The following is a 16989-nucleotide window of genomic DNA, read 5'->3' as shown; positions in this document are numbered from 1 at the left end:
GGCCGCTCGGCCGCGGGGGCCGCGGGCTGAGCGGCTCGCTCCACGGGCGCGGGAGCCGGACGCTCGGCGACGGGAGCCGCCGCGGCCGGTGCCTGCGCCACCGCCGGCGCGGGTGCCGCTCCGGCACCGGGGTCGATCGACAGCCGGCGCTCGAGCCGGTCGAGCCGGGCGTGGACGCCCTCGACGCTGTGGTCGGCGCCGGGCAGCAGGATGCGCGCGCACATGATCTCGAGCAGGACGCGCGGAGCCGTGGCGCCGCGGAACTCGAGCAGGCCGGCGTTGACGATGTCGGCGGCGCGCGCGAGCTCGGCCTTGCCGAACCGGCTGGCCTGACCCTGGAGCCGCTCGCCGAGGTCCTGCGGCACGTCGAGCAGGCCGGACGTGAGCGCGTCCGGCACGGCGGAGACGACGATCAGGTCGCGCAGGCGCTGGAGCAGGTCCTCGGCGAAGCGGCGGGGGTCCTGCCCGGTCTCGACCACCTTGTCGACGACGCCGAAGACCGACGCGCCGTCGTGGGCGGCGAGCGCGTCGGCGACCTCGTCGAGCAGCGCGTCAGGGGTGTAGCCCAGCAGCGCCACCGCGAGCTCGTAGGTGACGCCGTCGGGGCCGGAGCCGCCGAGCAGCTGGTCGAGGATGCTCAGCGTGTCGCGCACCGAGCCGCCGCCGGCGCGGACGACGAGCGGCAGCGCCTTCGGGTCGAGCGCGACGCCCTCGGCGTCGCACAGCTTGCGCAGGTAGTCGGCCAGGGTGCGCGGCGGCACGAGCCGGAACGGGTAGTGGTGCGTGCGCGACCGGATCGTGCCGATGACCTTGTCGGGCTCGGTCGTGGCGAAGATGAACTTCAGGTGCGGCGGCGGCTCCTCGACGAGCTTGAGCAGCGCGTTGAAGCCCTGCGGCGAGACCATGTGGGCCTCGTCGATGATGTAGACCTTGTAGCGGCTGGAGACCGGCGAGAAGAACGCCCGCTCGCGGATGTCACGGGCGTCGTCGACGCCGCCGTGGCTGGCCGCGTCGATCTCGATGACGTCGATGGAGCCCGGGCCGCCGCGGGCCAGGTCGCGGCAGCTCTGGCACTCGCCGCACGGCTCGGCGACCGGCGCCTTCTCGCAGTTGAGCGTGCGCGCCAGGATGCGGGCGCTCGTGGTCTTGCCGCAGCCGCGCGGCCCGGAGAACAGGTAAGCGTGGTTGACCCGGTTGTTGGCCAGCGCCTGGCGCAGCGGCTCGGTGACGTGGTCCTGCCCGATCACCTCGGCGAACGACTCGGGCCGGTAGCGGCGGTACAGAGCGAGGGGGGCGTCCACACCGAAACCCTAGCCACCGCCCCCGACACCGGGCCAGGGACGGTGGCCGGGCGGGTCACTCGCGGCGGCGCGACTCCCGGTGCGCGTCCTTCTCGGCCTCCGCGGCGGCGTGCTCGCGGATGGCCCGGCCCGCCTCGACGTCCTCGAGCTCCTTCTCGGCGGCCTTCTCGATGTTGCGGGTGTCGCGCGGCGGCAGCTGGATCTGCTCCTCGGCGGGCAGCCCGGCCTCGAGCTCGCGGGTGCGCTCCAGCTCGGCGTCGATCTCCGCGCCGAGCAGCAGCGCGATGTTGGTCAGCCACAGCCACAGCAGGAAGATCACGGCACCGGCCAGTGAGCCGTACGTCTTGTTGTAGGACGCGAACGTCGCCAGGTACAGGCCGAACGCCGCCGACAGGACGACCCAGGACAGGATCGCGACGAGCGCGCCGACGCTGATCCAACGGAACTTGGGCTGCTTCACGTTGGGCGTCGCGTAGTAGAGGATCGCGACGATCAGCACGACGACGGCCAGCAGCACGGGCCACTTGGCGATCTGCCACACGAGCACCGCGGTGTCGCCGAGGCCGATGAAGTCGCCGACCGCCTCGGCCACGGGGCCGGTCAGCACGAGCGCGAGCAGGGCCAGGGCGCACAGCACGACGGCGACGAGGGTCACGACGAGCATGACCGGGCGCAGCTTCCAGATCGGCCGCCCCTCCTCGATCTCGTACACGCGGTTCATCGCCCGGCTGAACGCGCCGACGTAGCCCGACGCCGACCACAGCGCGCCCAGGACGCCGACGACGAGGGCGAACCCGGCACCCGGCGCCGTCGCGAACGACTCGATGGTGGGCTGGACGGAGTCGACGACGGACTGCGGCGCCACCTGGCCGATGACCTTGACCACCTCGTCGGCGGTCTGCTGGCCCTGGCCCAGGACGCCGAGCAGCGAGAACAGCGCGATGGCGCCGGGGAACAGCGCCAGCACGGAGTAGTAGGTGAGCGCGGCGGCGAGGTCGGTGCCCTGGTCGGCGGAGAACTCACGCATGACCTTGCGCCCGACGTAACCCCACGAGCGCTTCTGCAGGTCCAGCGGGGACGTGGGCTTGCGCGGGTCGTCGGGCTCGGGCGCGTTCTGGGCGTACCGCTCCTCCGGCTCCGCCTCTGCGGCCGCGTGCCGGTGCACGGAGCTCTTCTTCTTGAAACGCGACAGCAGACTCATCCCGCTGGACCCCCTCGGTGGACTACTCCTCCACCCTGCCGCGCCCCCGCCGGTTCCGCCTTTCAGAGAGGTTCTGTCGGTGGCGCGAGGGTCGCCTCGGCCTGCTGACTCGCGCAACCCCGCTCGCTGAACCTGTCGAAGCGTCGATGACGACGGGGTGGGGTGCGTAGGCGCCTCGGCTTGTCGGCTCGCCCACGCCCGCTCCTTGAGCTGTCGAAAGGAGCTTCTCGAAGGCCCGAAACGTCTGCGATTCCAGTGGATATCGCGTTGTTCCTGTCACCTCAGCGAGGTAGACTAGAACAAACGTTCGACACGGGGGTTTTCGGATGATCAGCGACCAGGTTCAGGCACTGCTGGAGGAGTCCAGCGCGCTCGAGCCGTGGCGCCTGACCGACCGTGAGATCCGTGCCGAGCTGCAGGCCGCTGCTCAGGCGGCCGCTGCGCTCCAGGCGCTCACGGTCCGGCTCACTGCGGTGGCCGAGGATCGTGGCCTGCCCCGTGAGGACGGCTGCACGTCCCCCGCGGTGTGGCTGGCGAGCACCACCAACGTCTCCAAGCGCGAGGCCTCGAAGCTGGTCTCGCTGACTCGTCTCGATCCGACCCGTGGACGCATCACGCAGGAGCGGTGGGGCACCGGCCGGCTGACGACGGAGCAGGCGCACATCATCCTCAAGGCGCTCGACGCGCTGCCCGAGTGGTTCGTGGACGAGCAGCACGACGACGCCGAAGGCACGCTCCTGGAGCACGCCCGCGAGTTCGGGGCCGACGACCTGCGCCGCCTCGCCAACCGGATCGTGGAGGTCGTCGATCCCGACTCCGCGGACGAGATCATCGGCGCCCAGCTCGAGGCTCAGGAGAAGCAGGCCTGGGACGAGACCCACCTGTCCATCACCCGCATGGGCCGTGGCCGCAGCAGCATCCGAGGCGTCCTGCCCGACGTCCAGGCCGACATGCTCAAGACCGTCCTCGAAGGACTCGCCTCACCCCGACGAGACGGTGCCATCTTCCGCGAAGTCGACGGCGACCACTCCGACACCGAGATCGGCCGTCTCGACCACGCCCGCCGCATGGGACTCGCCCTCTGCGAGCTGGTCGAGCACCTGCCGAGCGACTGCTTCCCGCAGGCCGGCGGCGTCGCGGCGACCGTGATGGTGTCGATGAAGCACGACGACCTCGTCCGCGACCTGGGCCGGGCGATGCTCTCGACCGACACCGGACTCAGCGCCTCACAGGCGCGGCGCCTCGCCTGCAACGCAGGCCTGATCCCGATCGTGCTTGACGGGAAGAGTCAGCCGATGGACGTCGGGCGGCGCAAGCGGTTGCACGACCAGCACCAGCGAGTCGCCCTGGCGAAGCGCGACGGCGGGTGCTCGTGGAAGGGCTGCGACCGACCGCCCGGCTGGTGCGAGGCCCACCACCTCCGACCATGGAGCGAAGGCGGAGACACGAGTATCGACAACGGTGCGCTGTTCTGCTTCTTCCACCACCACCTGCTCCACGACTCCGACTGGCAAGCCCGGCTGAGTCACGACGGCGTCGTCGAGGTCGTCCCACCACCCCGGATCGACCCACAGCAGCGACCCTTGCGTCACGCCCGCCACGTCCAGCACCGACCCCACGCACTCGAACCGGCGTGACCGCCGCTGCCCGAGCCCAGGAGCACGCGACGCCTAGGCGGGCAGGGCCGAGGCGGTAAGCCAGACGTCGAGCTCGGCGTACGCCCGCTTGCGCGGCTCGTCCAGCGACAGGAACACGTCGTGACGCGCCTGCGGCACGGGCACGACCGTGGTGCGTCCGCCCAGGCAGCCCGACCAGCGCGCGATCTGCCGCACGTCCAGCACGGCGTCGGCGGTGTCGATGCGCTCGGAGTAGCGCGACGAGAAGTAGGTCGCGTCCGAGCGGAGCACCAGCGACGGCACCCCGACGTCCAGGCCCCGGTGCAGGCGGGCGTGGCCGCGGCGGACGGCGTTGAGCCAGCCCACGGTCACCGGGCAGCCCTCGAGCGGCTTGAGCGCGACGTCGAAGTCCCAGATGCCGTGGTGCTCGTGGTGCAGCGAGTGGCCGTACTGGCTCGGCGGCAGCTTCAGGACGGCGAACGGACGCGCCTTCGCCCCCATGCGCAGCGCCTGCGTGACCGGCCCGCGCAGCACGGCCGAGCCCTGCAGGTCGAACCACGGGCTGTTGAGCACCAGGCCGCTGACGTCGTCGTTGCCGCCGCGGTAGCGGTTCCGGCGGTCCAGCCACAGCGGCAGGATCAGCCCGCCCGTGGAGTGGGCGACGAGCAGCGTCCGCGTGCCGGGGTTCTCCTCGGCGACCAGCCGCACCGCCTCGTCCAGCTCGGCGTCGTACAGCGACAGGTCCGAGACGTAGTGGCCGGTCTGGCCGGGCTGGCGCGAGCGGCCGCACTTGCGCAGGTCCAGGGCGTAGAAGGCGAACCCGCGCTCGGCGAGGAAGTCGGCCATCTCGCGCTGGAAGAAGTAGTCGCTGAAGCCGTGGACGTACAGGACGGTGCCGCGCACCGTCTCGCCGTCGAGCGGCTCGCGCTTGACCAGGACGGCGCGGACGTCGCCCTCGCCGTCGGGGTCGGGGCCGAGCTCGATGACGTGCTGGACGTATCCGTCGCCGAGGACGTCGGGCTGCCACGTGGTCATGCGTTCCTCCTGGTGGTCGTGGACAGGCTACTGGTGGCCGCGGCTGGCACGATGGGTCGCGATGGCCGACACCGACGACCCGCAGCAGATCCACGCCGTTCTCGACCTCGCCCTGCGCGTGGGAGAGATGATGCTCTCCAACGGAGCCGGCGCCGCCGACGTGACCGCCGCCATGGGCGCGGTCACCCGACACTTCGGGCTCCGGTCGGCGCTCGTGGACGTCACGTTCACGACGCTGACGATCTCGTACCAGGAGCGCTGGGAGGACCCGCCGCAGTCACGCGTCCGGCACGTCACCTACCGGACGATCGACTACGGCGACCTCACGCTCGTCGACAAGCTGGTGCGCGACCTGGTCTCCGACCGGGTCGACCTGGACGAGGCGCGGGCGCGCATCCTGCACATCGCCTCGACCGGCCACGGTCGGCCGCGCTGGTCGATCACGCTGGCCTACGGGTTCACCGGCGCGGGCGTCGCCGCGCTGCTCGGCGGCACCTGGGTGGTGTGGATCATCGCGTTCGTCGCCTCGGCCCTCGTCGAGGTGCTGCAGCGCTGGATGGAGCGCATGCGGCTGCCGCTGTTCTACCAGCAGATCGCCGGCGGCCTGCTGGCCACGCTCATCGCCGTCGCGGCCGGCGCGAGCCACCTGCCGGTGAGCTCGTCGATCGTCGTGACCGCGTCGATCATCATGCTGCTGGCCGGCCTGGGCTTCATCGGCGCGGTGCAGGACGCCTTGACCGGCTTCCCGCTCACCGCGACGGCGCGCATCCTGGAGGTGCTCATCGCCACGGCGGGCATCATCGTCGGCGTCTCGGGCGGCCTGTCGATCGCGTCCTGGCTCGGCATCGACCTCATGGTGCAGCCCGGCGCGTCCGACCTGGCCCGGCTGGCCGGCGTCGTGCTCGGCGGCGCAGTGTGTGCCGCCGCGTTCGCCTGCTCGGCGTACGCCCCGTGGCGCTCGCTCGTGCCGATCGCCGCGGTGGCGGCGGTCGCGGCCGGCCTCACCTACCTGCTGGCCGACCTGGGCCGGCTGTGGGCGGTCGGCGTCGCCGCCGTCGTGGTGGGCTTGGTCAGCTTCGGCGCCGCGGCGTGGGCCCGCGTGCCCCCGCTCGTGGTCGTGGTCTCGGCGATCGTGCCGATCCTGCCGGGCCTGTCGATCTACCGCGGCCTGGCGCTCATGGCCGAGGGCGACGCCTACAACGGCATCGTCGGCCTGGTCACCGCGGCGGCCGTCGCGCTCGCCCTGGCCTCCGGCGTCCTGTTCGGCGAGTACGTCGCCCAGCCGCTGCGCCGCGAGGCTCGCAAGGTCGAGCAGCGCCTGGCCGGACCCCGCCTGGTGGGTCCGCTCAGGCCGACCCGCGTCCGGCGCCGCAACAAGGCCTCCTGAGCGCTCTTGCCGCGACGCCCCCGCGGGCGCACGATGGGACGACCACAGGAATCGGGTGAAGTCCCATGGACGTCCTCTCCAGCACCGTGCTGACGACCCACGAACGGCTGGCGGCCGGCCTCGACCACGCCAGCGACATGACCCCCACGCCCGGTGAGCCGCGCAAGGGCTACGAGCGCATCGACACGTTCCTGCAGGCCGCCGCCCGCCACCTCAACGCCGTCGACGCCGTGCTGCTGAGCCGGGTCCGCCACCAGCTGCCCGACGGCGCCCGGCTCACCCGCGACTACCTCGCGGCCGCGCACCGGCTCGAGATCACGCTGGCCACGGTCAAGGCGCTCGAGTACGGCTCGGTGCAGCGCTCGCACCGCACCTGGGCGTCGGTGTGGCGCGACGTCGATGAGGCCCTGGTTGAGCACCGACGCCTGGAGTTCCAGCTGGTCGAGACCCTCGCCGAGCACCTCACCGGGGCGCAGCTGAGCCGCCTGGCGACGCGGCTCGAGGGCACCGAGGCGCACGCCCCGACCCGCGTCCACCCCTACCTGCCGCACCGCGGGGCGTCCGGCTGGGTCGCCCGCCTGGTGCTGCGCCGGGTCGACGCCTTCTGGGACACCGCCGAGGGACGCATGACGCCCCGCCCGCCCGAGCCCCAGCGCGCGCCGCACGGGCTGCTCGGCCAGTACGTCCTGGGCTCCCCCACCTTCCCCGAGAAGGACGAGGACGGGACCCCGTCTCGCTAGGCGTCCGCCACCGTGCCGCCCGACCCCGCCGCGTGATAGCAAGGGCGGGACCACAGGAGGGTGCATGCGACTGAGGCTGTCCGACCAGGACGTGGCGTTCCGCGACCAGATGCGCGAGTTCTTCACGACCCAGGTCCCCCAGGAGATCCGCGACAAGGTGCGGGACCGACGCGAGCTGACCAAGGACGACATCGTCCAGGCCCAGCGCGTCCTGAACGCCGGCGGGCTCGCCGTGCCAGGCTGGCCGGTGGAGTGGGGCGGCCAGGACTGGACGAACCTGCAGCGCCACATCTGGCACGAGGAGATGCAGCTGGCCAGCGTGCCGGCGCCGCTCGCCTTCAACGCCAGCATGATCGGGCCGGTCATCGCCGCGTTCGGCAGCCAGGAGCTCAAGGAGCGCTTCCTGCCGGCCACCGCGAACCTCGACATCTGGTGGTCGCAGGGCTTCTCCGAGCCCGACGCCGGCTCCGACCTCGCCTCGCTGCGCACCACCGCGGTGCGCGACGGCGACCACTACGTCGTCAACGGCCAGAAGACCTGGACCACGCTCGGCCAGTACGGCGACTGGATCTTCACCTTGGTGCGCACGAACCCCGACGCGCCCAAGAAGCAGGCCGGCATCTCGATGCTGCTCATCGACATGACCACGCCCGGCCTCACCGTGCGCCCGATCGAGCTGATCGACGGCGGCCACGAGGTCAACGAGGTCTGGTTCGAGGACGTCCGCGTCCCGGCCGAGAACCTCGTCGGCGAGGAGAACGCCGGCTGGACGTACGCCAAGTTCCTGCTCGGCAACGAGCGCGTCGGCGTCGCGCCGGTCGGCTCGAGCAAGCGCCTGCTCGCCCAGGCCAAGGAGCACGCCCGCGAGATCCGCACGGCGTCCGGCACCCTGCTGGACGACCCGCTGGTCGCCGCCCGCGTCGCCGAGCTCGAGAACGACCTGCTCGCGCTCGAGCTGACCGCGCTGCGCGTCGCCGCGCACTCCGCCGACGGCAAGCCGCACCCGGCCTCGTCGGTGCTCAAGCTGCAGGGCACGGTGCTGCAGCAGGCCGTCACCGAGCTGTTCGTCGACCTGGCCGGGCCCGACGTGGTCGCCTCCGGCGCCGCCGACGGCTCGCAGGTGCCGCACTGGGCCCGGGTCTCGGCACCGCAGTACCTCAACTACCGCAAGGCCTCCATCTACGGCGGCTCCAACGAGGTGCAGCGGCAGATCATCGCCGGCACCATCCTCGGACTCTGAGACGGGACGGACATGGACTTCACCCTGGACTCCGAGCAGCTCGCGCTGCGTGACGCCGTGCGCGGCCTGCTGGGCAAGGCGTACGGCTCGATCGACGCCCGTCGTGACGCGACCGGCTCCGACCCCGGCTTCGACGAGAAGGTCTGGTCGCGACTGGCCGACATGGGCGTCCTCGCCCTGCCGTTCTCCGAGGACGACGGCGGCGTCGGCGCCGGCCCGGCGGAGGTGATGATCGTGGCCGAGGAGGTCGGCCGCGTCCTCGCTCCCGAGCCGTTCGTCGAGGCGGTCGTGCTGGCCGGCGGCCTGGTCGCCGCGCAGGGCACCGCCGAGCAGCGCGCCGAGCTGATCGGCGGGCTCGCGTCCGGCGAGTCGCTGCTCGCCGCGGCCCTGCACGAGCCCGGCCGGCACTGGTCGGCCGGCGCCCCCGACGTCACCGCGTCCCCCTGTGGCGACGGCTGGACGCTCGACGGCGTCAAGGAGCCCGTGCTCCACGGCGCGCGGGCCGACGTCCTGGTCGTCAGCGCGAACGTCGAGGGCCGCACGGCGCTGTTCGTCGTCCGCGCCGACGCCGACGGTCTCGAGCGCACCGGCTACCGGACGTTCGACGGCAGCCGCGCCGCCCACGTGCGGTTCTCGGGCACCGCGGCCGAGCTGCTGGGCGAGACCGGCGCGGACGCCACCGCCGCGCTCGAGGCGGCGCTCGCCGCTGCCCGCGTGGCCTACGCCCACGAGTCCGTGGGCGCCATGGCCACGGCGCTGGAGACCACGTCGGAGTACCTGCGGACCCGCAAGCAGTTCGGTGTGCCGCTCAAGACGTTCCAGGCCCTGACCTTCCGGGCCGCCGACATGTACGTCTCGCTCGAGCTGGCCCGCAGCAGCGCGGCCTGGGCGACCCTCGTGCTGGCCGACGAGCCGGAGCGGGCGCCCGAGGCGGCCCGGCGGGCGGCGTTCCAGGTCAGCAAGGCCGGCCGGCACGTCGGCCAGGAGGCGATCCAGCTGCACGGCGGCATCGGCATGACCGCCGAGTACTCGGTCGGCCACTACACGGCGCGGCTCACGGCGATCGACCACCTGCTCGGCGACGGCAACGACCACCTGCGCCACCTGGCTGCCGTCGTCGGCGACCACGGCGTCGTGGAGCCCATGCCCTGATTTGGCGAAGCGACCCCTTCGCCCGTCTTCCCGGTCTATGGTGTGGGCGCCACACACAGTCAGGGAGGACGACGTGACGGGTGACGCCTGGCCGGTCGGTCCGGTCGCGACGTTCAGCGGCGTCGACGCGCTCCTGCACCTGGCTCGTCGGCAGCTCGGCATGGACCACGCCTCGGTGTCGCGGTTCGACGGCCCGCTCTGCCGGGTCCGCAACGTCTCGGTGGCCCACCGCGTCCGCACCCGCACCGGCATGACCCACGTGCGCGCCGAGTGCGCCTGCGACCGGGTGGCGCCCACGCTGCTCGTCCCGGACGCGACCCAGGACGAGCACCTGGCCCGCCTGGCCACGCAGTGGGGCCTGCCGATCGGGTCGCTGGCCGCCGTCCTGCTGACCACCGCCGACGGACGTCCCTGGGGCACGCTCTCCGTGACCGCCGCCGAGCCCCGGCCCGACCTGGACGACGACGTGCTCGCGACGCTGTCCGGGCTCGGCGAGACCCTGCTCGACGTGCTGCTCGCCGAGGACGCGCAGGGCGGCGGACCGCACGTGGTCGACGAGGTCCACGACGTCGTCGCCCGCGGGGCCCTGCAGGTCGTCCTGCAGCCGCTCGTCCACCTGCAGACGGGCATGGTCGTCGGCCACGAGGCGCTGACCCGCTTCCCCGGCAGCGACAAGCCCACCTCGGAGTGGTTCCACGACGCCACGGTGGGCGGCGTCGGACCCGTGCTGGAGCGCGCCACGGTCGAGCGGGCCCTGGAGCTCGTGCCGCACGTGAACGGCCGACTGTCGGTCAACCTCTCGTCCGAGACCCTGCTCGAGCCGTCCTTCCGCACCTGGGCCGAGAAGCTGCCTTGGCAGCGGCTGATCCTGGAGATCACCGAGCAGCAGCCGGTGGAGGACTACGACCGGCTCCGCGAGGTGCTGGCCCACCTGCGCGCGAACGGCGCCCTGGTCGCCGTCGACGACACCGGCTCGGGCTACTCCAGCCTCCGGCACGCGCTCGCGGTGGATCCCGACATCGTGAAGCTCGACCTGTCGCTCGTGCAGAGCGTCCACAACGACGAGGGCCGCCAGGCCATCGTCTCGGCGGTGTGCTCGTTCGCCGAGCGCATCGGCGCCCGCGTCGTGGCCGAGGGCATCGAGACGCCCGAGGACCTGGCCTGTCTCGTGTCGCTGGGGGTGCAGCTCGGGCAGGGGTACCTGCTCGGACGTCCCAGCGTCCTGGCGACGGGAGCCGCGTCATGACCGACACCGGGCGCTACGCGTCCTGGCACCGGCACGGCGCGACGACCGCGGCGCTCATCGGCACGCTCTGCGCGCTGGCGTCGGTGACCACCGGCGAGATGGGCACCGACGTCCTGCTGGCGCTCGCGGGCTACGTCACCGGGCTGCTCGTGCTGCTGCAGCTGGTCAAGGACCTGCGCCCCCGGGCCTGGCTGGCCACGTGGTCGGTGTGGGGCCTCATCGGCATGATGTCGCTGTCGCTCATCGCCCCGCAGTCGACCCAGATCACGGTCGGCGCCACGACCTTCGCCTTCCTGTTCGCCGGCCTCACGCTGCCCCCGAAGCGCTCGTTGTGGCTGCTGCCGCTGGGCATCGTGATGCTGCTCGTCGTGCTCGACACGCCGCCGGCCCAGACCGTCGCGCGCATCGCCGTGCTGACCGCGGTGTGGGTGGCGCTGGCCGAGTTCCCGTCGCGGCTCCTGGACGCGCTGCGCCGCGAGAAGTCGACCCTGCGCCGCGAGCGGGCCGACCTCGTGCAGGTGAAGGAGCAGCTGTCCGACAGCCTGCGCCGCTTCACCCAGCTGTTCGAGGCCAGCCCGGTGGGCATCGCGCTGCTCGACGACCAGAACCGCTTCGTCGAGGTCAACGAGCGGCTCGTGGAGATGTCGCAGGTCTCGCGCGACGAGATCATCGGGCTGAGCGCCCTGGCCGTCCTCGACACCGGCGACGAGCTGCCGGTCTGGAGCGCTGACTCGGGCAAGGCGCCCGAGCAGCTCGAGCAGCGCTACCTGCTGCCCGACGGCACCGAGCGCTGGGCCTGGCTCTCGTTCGTCCAGGTGCCCGGCGACAACCAGCGGCGCTGGACGCTCGGGTACATCCAGGACGTCACGGCCCGCAAGCACGCCGAGCTGCAGGCCGAGCGCTCGCAGCGGGTCCTGGCCGCGTCCGCGGCGGTCGCGCGCGCGGCGTCCACCGGCGAGGACCCGCGCCACGTCGTCCTGGAGGGCGTCTCCGCTCTGGTGGGCAGCAGCCTCGTGGGCGTGGTCGAGAAGGGCGGTCCGGGCACCTGGAGCGTGGTGATGCTGCGTGACGGGGTCCTGGAGCGCCAGACCGTGCCGGACGCGATGATCACGACGTCGCTGCGGTCGGTCTGGCAGACGGGCCAGCCCCTCGTCCGCACGGACGGCCCCATCACCCCCGCGGTGCTGGAGTCACCCGCGAAGGCCATGGCCTGGCACCCGGTCGTCGTCGACGGGCAGACCCAGGCCGTCATCACCATCGCGTGGCGGCACGACCAGGTCGGCCGACCGGAGACGGTCGACGACGTGCTCGACGTCATCGCCGCCGAGATGGCCGCCGCCCTCGCCGGCGAGCGGCTGCGTCACCAGCTGCAGGAGATGGCCTCGCGCGACCCGCTGACCGGCCTGTCCAACCGCCGTGACCTCGCACTGCGCTTCGCCCAGCTCACCGAGCGGGCGACCAGCGACGGCAGCCCGCTGACCGTCGTCATCCTCGACCTGGACCTGTTCAAGCGGTTCAACGACACCCACGGTCACCTGGCCGGCGACGACCTGCTCCGCACCTTCGCCGGCCGCATCCGGGCGACCATCCGCCGCGGCGACCTGGCCGGACGCTGGGGCGGCGAGGAGTTCGTGCTCGTCCTGGACGACTGCCCGGCCGACCGCGCGCAGGAGATCGTCGACGCGGTGCGCGGCGGCGTGCCGCGCGGCCAGACCTGCTCGGTCGGCTACACCCAGTGGCGTCCGGGCGAGACGCTCGAGACGGTGGTGGCCCGGGCGGACGACGCGCTGTACCGGGCCAAGGACGCCGGTCGCGACTGCGCCGTCGCCGGCTGAGCGACCACGGCCTCGTCCGGGTCCGGACATGGAAAGGCCCCTCACGCACCCGGCAGAGCTTGCTTACCCTTGCTGCATTCCTGCCCTGGGGGAGTTGGGCCAGATGCCGCCGCGTGAGGGGTTGCCCCCATCCTAGCCAGGTCCCACCCGTTGTGACGAAGCCGGGGCGGGACCGGTACCCTCGTCCACGGAGGATTCGCATAGTGGCCTAGTGCGCTCGCCTGGAACGCGGGTTGGGTTAACGCCCTCAGGGGTTCGAATCCCCTATCCTCCGCCAGCACGACGCCCCGGCTCCTCGAGCCGGGGCGTTCGTCGTCCTAGGTGACCGGGACGATGCGGGCCGTCAGCAGCTCGCCGTCCTCGACCTCCAGCAGCCCCACCGTGCCGTGCGGCTGGCGTCGCTTGTCGGTGGGCGAGCCGGGGTTGAACACGCGGAACCCGTCGTCGGCGGCGTCGTCCCACGGGATGTGCGAGTGGCCGAACACCACGAGCCGCGCGTCGGGGAACCGGCGCCGCATCCGGGCCAGCCGACCGGTCTTCTGCCCGCTGTCGTGGATCATCGCGACCGGCAGCCCGGCGAGGTCCAGCTCGAGCGTCTCGGGCACGCCCCCGCCCCACGCGGCGACCTCGGGACCGTCGTTGTTGCCGAGCACCGCGTGCACCGGCGCGATCCGGGCCAGCTCGTCGAGCACGCCGGGCAGGCACACGTCGCCGGCGTGCAGGATGACGTCGCTGCCGTCCAGCACCTCGCGCACGCGCGGCGGGCACGCCTTCCAGAACCGGGGCGCGTGGGTGTCCGAGACGACCCCGACCCGCAGGCGGGTCACGGTCGAGGCACCACGGTGGGGACGGCCTCGCGCGCCGCGACGCGTCCCTGGTGCCGGGCCCCGAGCAGCACCACGACCCAGTAGGTGACGGCCACGAGCGCGCAGCCGACGACCGCGTCCAGCACCCAGTGGTTGCCGGTGCCGATGATGTTGACCGACATGAGCACCGCGTAGACCGCCGTGCCGTAGCGGACGACGGCCGGCACGCCCGCGCGCCACAGCGCGATGGCCGCCCACAGCGCCCAGCCGGCGTGCAGCGACGGGAACGCGGCCAGCTCGTTGGTCAGGTGGCCCAGCCCGCGCGGGGCCGAGGCGTCCGCGCCCCACCACCCCACGTCGGAGTGCATCGCCAGGACGTCGACGTACGGGGCGCCCACGAGGCGGGGCGGCGCGGTCGGCATCAGCAGGTAGCAGGCCAGGCCGCAGATCGACGCCGCGACGATGGCCCGGCGGGCGACCAGGTACTCGGTGGGCCGGCGCAGGTACAGCCAGACCAGCACGACGACGGTGACGATGTAGTGGGTCGTCGCGTAGAAGAAGCTCGCGCCGACGCCCAGCCACTCGGTGTGCACGAACACCTGGTTGATGGCGTGCTCCCAGTCCAGGCGGAGCGCCTCCTCCAGCTGCAGGATGTCGAGGGCACGCTCGTGCGCTGCCACGGCGTCGTTGGAGGCCAGGGTGCGCGAGGCGCTGTAGGCGACGTAGAGGACGACGACGAGCGCGACCTCCCGGGCCCCGCGGCCCAGCTGGGTGCGCGCGGTGCGCAGCCCGCTGCGCGCGTCCACCGCCATGCTCGTCCTCCCAGGCCGTCCGTCACCGTCCATGCTGCACCCGGGCACCCCGACGGCGGCACCGGGCAGACCCCCGGGGCGACCCCGGGAGGACGGCAGGTCTGGCCAGGGTATCCCCGCTCGGCACGCTGCGGCCGGAATGGGCGCCTCAGCGCCGGATCATGCGGACGTCCGCCTCATCGCCGGGCCATGAGCGCGTCGACCGCGACGCCGGCCGCCTGCGCCACCAGCGCGTCGCGACCCTCGTCGTCCTGGCCCCTGCGCGACGTCATCACGGCCAGCACGAGCGGGGCGCCGTGCGGCGGCCACACGACGGCCAGGTCGTGCCGCGAGCCGTAGGCGGCACCGCCCGACCGGTCCGCGACGGCCCAGCCGGACGGCACCCCGGCGCGGACGAGGGCGGTGCCGGTGGTGCTGGCCCGCATCCACCCCACCAGCCGCTCACGGGCCGGCTCGGCGAGCCGGTCGCCCAGCACGAGGGCGCGGACGTGACCGGCCAGCACCCGCGGCGTGGACGTGTCGCGCTCGTCGCCGGGCACGGCGGTGTTGACGTCAGGCTCCAGCCGGTCGACCCGGGTGACGTCGTCGCCCCAGGCCCGCAGCACCTCGGTGACGGCGTCCGGGCCGCCGGCGTCCTGGGCGAGCAGGTTCGCGGCGGTGTTGTCGCTGAGCCGCAGCGCCGCGTCCAGCACCTCGGCCCAGGTCAGGGTGCGGCCCGTCCGGGACTCGGTGACGGGCGAGTGGGGCACCGTCTCGTCGGGCACCCGGACCCGCTCGTCCAGGCCGACGGTGCCGCGTCGCTCGAGCACCGCGCCGGCGAGCAGCAGCTTGCCGGCCGAGGCGTGCGCGAACCGCTCGTCGGGCCGGTGCGCCACGACCGTCCCCGTGCCGGTGTCGACGGCGAGGAGGCCGAGCCGGGCGTCGTGGCGTCGCTCCAGGTCGCGCAGGACGTCGGAGGGCGTGACGTCCGCCGGGGCGGTCGACGGGCTCGGCCGCGGCGCCGGGCGCTCCGGACCGGAGCACGCGGCGAGGCCGAGCAGGAGCAGCACGGTCAGGACGGCACGGCGCAACGGGACCCCCGGGTCGGACGGCGGACGGTCCCGCCAGTCTGGCAAGCGGTCCGCGTCCGTAGGCTCGGGGCATGGAGTTCACCGGGTTCCCCGAGGCCGCGCTCGACTTCTACGACGACCTCGAGCTGGACAACTCCAAGACGTTCTGGGACGCCCACAAGCAGGTGTACGACACCGCGGTGGCCGCCCCGATGCGCGCGCTGGTGGCCCAGCTCGAGCCGGAGTTCGGGCCCGCCCGCGTCTACCGGCCGTACCGCGACCTGCGCTTCAGCAAGGACAAGACGCCGTACAAGACCCACCAGGGCGCGTTCGTCGCCAACGGACCGTCCACCGGCTACTACGTGCAGGTCGGGGCGCCCGGCGTGCGGGTCGGCGTGGGGTTCTACGACGCCTCCCCCGCCCGGCTGGCCAGCATCCGCGACGCCATGGCCGAGGAGCGCCGCGGCCAGGAGCTGCTCGACGTGATCGCCGCACTCGAGGCGGACGGCTGGGAGCGGCGCGGCGAGCGGGTCAAGACGTCGCCGCGCGGCTGGAGCGCCGACCACCCGCGCATCGGCCTGCTGCGGCACAAGAGCCTGAGCATGACCAAGGAGTACGGCTTCGAGCCGTTCATCCACACCGCCGAGCTGGTCGACCGCGTCCGCGCCGACTGGCGGGCGGGCGCGCCCTTCCTGGACTGGGTGCTGCGGTACTCGCGCGGCTGACCGGCAGACTGGCCCCATGACGCCGTTCTGGACCGCCGCCGAGACCCTGCACGCCCCGGTCTACTTCGACCGCGAGGCGCTGGCCCGCTACAAGGAGCTGGGCCTCAAGGGGTTCTGGATGGGTTACTTCGCCTCGCGCTCGGCGGCGATGGGCGCGGCGTCGCCGGAACTCGTGACCGCGACGTTCTACGGCTTCGCGCCGGCCCGGGTGCGTCGCGCGCTGCCCGACGCGTGGGCGTACGCGACCCCCGAGCAGGTGCTGGCCACGCGGCTCGACGTCGCCCGCGACGCGCTGCGCCCGATCGCCGACCAGGACCTGGGCAAGGTCGCCGGGCTGCTGCAGGGGATGCTCTCCGGGCTCGACCTGTCCGGGCGTCCGCTGGCCGCGGCGCACCTGTCGCTCGCGCCGCCCGAGGACGACCTGGGCCGGCTCTGGCACGCGGTCACGGTGCTGCGCGAGTACCACGGCGACTGCCACCTGGGCGTGCTGCTGGCCGCCGGCGTCGACGGCGTCACCGCGAACGTCCTGGCGGTGCTCACCGGACGCGCGCCGGCCGAGCTGCAGCAGCTGCGCGGCTGGGACGACGACGCGTGGGCCCACGGGCTCGACCAGCTGCGGCTGCGCGGCTGGGCCGACGAGTGGGGCACGCTCAACGACACCGGGCGGGCCGCCCGCGACCGGCTCGAGGAGGCGACCGACCGGGTCGCGAACGCCGGCCTCGACGACGAGGCGAGGGCGCGCATGGCCCTCGCCACCGGGCCGCTCACCGAGCTGGCCCGTCTCGTCGCCGGGACCGGCGTGCTGCCGTACCCGAACCCGGTCGGGGCGCCCCGACCGGAGTAG

At 73.3% G+C, this 16989-nt stretch carries 15 protein-coding genes, 1 tRNA gene and 1 other RNA gene; 10 read left to right on the top strand and 7 right to left on the bottom strand.

Annotated elements, in window-relative coordinates:
- Together HGAM_RS17850 and HGAM_RS17845 are read right to left on the bottom strand one after the other, a co-directional pair.
- Positions 1-1301: DNA polymerase III subunit gamma and tau (locus tag HGAM_RS17850; RefSeq protein ID WP_147543599.1), on the bottom strand; the 1301-nt coding region annotated here is incomplete at its 3' end.
- Between the two features lie 55 nt (positions 1302-1356).
- The gene (locus HGAM_RS17845) at positions 1357-2502 is read right to left on the bottom strand and encodes a YihY/virulence factor BrkB family protein (protein ID WP_019144408.1); all 1146 of its coding nucleotides are present in this window, start codon (positions 2500-2502) and stop codon (positions 1357-1359) included.
- Between the two features lie 326 nt (positions 2503-2828).
- Between HGAM_RS17845 and HGAM_RS05140 the strand changes: the two genes are divergently transcribed.
- Positions 2829-4139: an HNH endonuclease signature motif containing protein gene (locus tag HGAM_RS05140; protein ID WP_019144407.1), complete on the top strand. Its 1311-nt coding sequence runs from the start codon at positions 2829-2831 to the stop codon at positions 4137-4139.
- A gap of 33 nt (positions 4140-4172) precedes the next feature.
- Here the strand turns inward: HGAM_RS05140 and HGAM_RS05135 are convergent, their stop codons facing one another.
- Positions 4173-5153: an alpha/beta hydrolase gene (locus HGAM_RS05135; protein WP_019144406.1), complete on the bottom strand. Its 981-nt coding sequence runs from the start codon at positions 5151-5153 to the stop codon at positions 4173-4175.
- Positions 5154-5214: 61 nt separating this feature from the next.
- Here HGAM_RS05135 and HGAM_RS17840 point away from each other — a divergent pair, with 61 nt between their 5' ends.
- From HGAM_RS17840 to HGAM_RS17825, 6 genes are all read left to right on the top strand, one after another.
- Positions 5215-6540, top strand: a complete 1326-nt coding sequence (locus HGAM_RS17840; protein ID WP_019144405.1) for a threonine/serine exporter family protein — start codon at positions 5215-5217, stop codon at positions 6538-6540.
- Between the two features lie 65 nt (positions 6541-6605).
- On the top strand, positions 6606-7280 hold the full coding sequence (locus tag HGAM_RS17835) for a hypothetical protein (RefSeq protein WP_019144404.1): 675 nt from the start codon (positions 6606-6608) through the stop codon (positions 7278-7280).
- Between the two features lie 64 nt (positions 7281-7344).
- Positions 7345-8520 (top strand): acyl-CoA dehydrogenase family protein, encoded by a 1176-nt coding sequence (locus tag HGAM_RS05120; RefSeq protein ID WP_019144403.1) that lies wholly within the window; start codon positions 7345-7347, stop codon positions 8518-8520.
- 12 nt (positions 8521-8532) lie between these two features.
- Entirely contained in the window at positions 8533-9672 is a 1140-nt protein-coding gene (locus tag HGAM_RS05115) for an acyl-CoA dehydrogenase family protein (RefSeq protein ID WP_019144402.1), read from the top strand.
- A gap of 73 nt (positions 9673-9745) precedes the next feature.
- Entirely contained in the window at positions 9746-10918 is a 1173-nt protein-coding gene (locus tag HGAM_RS17830) for a sensor domain-containing phosphodiesterase (RefSeq protein WP_019144401.1), read from the top strand.
- On the top strand, positions 10915-12753 hold the full coding sequence (locus tag HGAM_RS17825; protein ID WP_019144400.1) for a GGDEF domain-containing protein: 1839 nt from the start codon (positions 10915-10917) through the stop codon (positions 12751-12753). Before HGAM_RS17830 ends, HGAM_RS17825 begins: the two co-directional genes overlap by 4 nt.
- Positions 12754-12785: 32 nt before the next feature.
- Here the strand turns inward: HGAM_RS17825 and ffs are convergent.
- Positions 12786-12876, bottom strand: an RNA gene (gene ffs / locus HGAM_RS20005) — signal recognition particle sRNA small type.
- A 66-nt stretch (positions 12877-12942) separates the two neighbouring features.
- Between ffs and HGAM_RS05100 the strand changes: the two genes are divergently transcribed.
- A tRNA-Ser gene (locus HGAM_RS05100) sits at positions 12943-13030 on the top strand.
- A gap of 40 nt (positions 13031-13070) precedes the next feature.
- Here HGAM_RS05100 and HGAM_RS05095 read toward each other — a convergent pair.
- The 3 genes from HGAM_RS05095 to bla all read right to left on the bottom strand — a co-directional run bounded on the left by HGAM_RS05095 (position 13071) and on the right by bla (position 15420).
- Positions 13071-13580, bottom strand: coding sequence for a metallophosphoesterase family protein (locus HGAM_RS05095; protein ID WP_019144399.1), 510 nt, complete (start codon positions 13578-13580; stop codon positions 13071-13073).
- A complete protein-coding gene (locus tag HGAM_RS17820; protein WP_020691323.1) occupies positions 13577-14371 on the bottom strand; it encodes a phosphatase PAP2 family protein in 795 nt (264 codons plus the stop codon). The genes HGAM_RS05095 and HGAM_RS17820 overlap by 4 nt, the downstream gene beginning before the upstream one ends.
- A gap of 176 nt (positions 14372-14547) precedes the next feature.
- Positions 14548-15420: a class A beta-lactamase gene (gene bla / locus HGAM_RS05085; protein WP_218915229.1), complete on the bottom strand. Its 873-nt coding sequence runs from the start codon at positions 15418-15420 to the stop codon at positions 14548-14550.
- Between the two features lie 92 nt (positions 15421-15512).
- On the opposite strand from bla, the gene HGAM_RS05080 reads away from it, so the two are divergent.
- Positions 15513-16145 carry a DUF2461 domain-containing protein gene (locus HGAM_RS05080; protein WP_019144396.1) on the top strand — a complete coding sequence of 211 codons (633 nt, stop codon included), beginning with the start codon at positions 15513-15515 and terminating at the stop codon, positions 16143-16145.
- A gap of 16 nt (positions 16146-16161) precedes the next feature.
- Complete coding sequence (locus tag HGAM_RS05075; RefSeq protein ID WP_019144395.1) at positions 16162-16989, top strand: SCO6745 family protein; 828 nt, start codon at positions 16162-16164, stop codon at positions 16987-16989.

The sequence above is a fragment of the Aeromicrobium massiliense JC14 genome, from assembly GCF_000312105.1.
GTDB classification, from domain to species: Bacteria; Actinomycetota; Actinomycetes; order Propionibacteriales; family Nocardioidaceae; genus Aeromicrobium; species Aeromicrobium massiliense.
Note: the sequence above shows the minus strand (reverse complement) of the source record. Positions and strands in the feature narration are given on the sequence as shown.

Excerpts from the sequence above, each read along its gene's own strand:
- HGAM_RS17845 (WP_019144408.1), bottom strand. The coding sequence starts at position 2,502 with ATGAGTCTGCTGTCGCGTTTCAAGAAGAAGAGCTCCGTGCACCGGCAC.
- HGAM_RS05140 (WP_019144407.1), top strand. The coding sequence starts at position 2,829 with ATGATCAGCGACCAGGTTCAGGCACTGCTGGAGGAGTCCAGCGCGCTC.
- HGAM_RS05135 (WP_019144406.1), bottom strand. The coding sequence starts at position 5,153 with ATGACCACGTGGCAGCCCGACGTCCTCGGCGACGGATACGTCCAGCAC.
- HGAM_RS17840 (WP_019144405.1), top strand. The coding sequence starts at position 5,215 with ATGGCCGACACCGACGACCCGCAGCAGATCCACGCCGTTCTCGACCTC.
- HGAM_RS17835 (WP_019144404.1), top strand. The coding sequence starts at position 6,606 with ATGGACGTCCTCTCCAGCACCGTGCTGACGACCCACGAACGGCTGGCG.
- HGAM_RS05120 (WP_019144403.1), top strand. The coding sequence starts at position 7,345 with ATGCGACTGAGGCTGTCCGACCAGGACGTGGCGTTCCGCGACCAGATG.
- HGAM_RS05115 (WP_019144402.1), top strand. The coding sequence starts at position 8,533 with ATGGACTTCACCCTGGACTCCGAGCAGCTCGCGCTGCGTGACGCCGTG.
- HGAM_RS17825 (WP_019144400.1), top strand. The coding sequence starts at position 10,915 with ATGACCGACACCGGGCGCTACGCGTCCTGGCACCGGCACGGCGCGACG.
- HGAM_RS17820 (WP_020691323.1), bottom strand. The coding sequence starts at position 14,371 with ATGGCGGTGGACGCGCGCAGCGGGCTGCGCACCGCGCGCACCCAGCTG.
- HGAM_RS05080 (WP_019144396.1), top strand. The coding sequence starts at position 15,513 with ATGGAGTTCACCGGGTTCCCCGAGGCCGCGCTCGACTTCTACGACGAC.
- HGAM_RS05075 (WP_019144395.1), top strand. The coding sequence starts at position 16,162 with ATGACGCCGTTCTGGACCGCCGCCGAGACCCTGCACGCCCCGGTCTAC.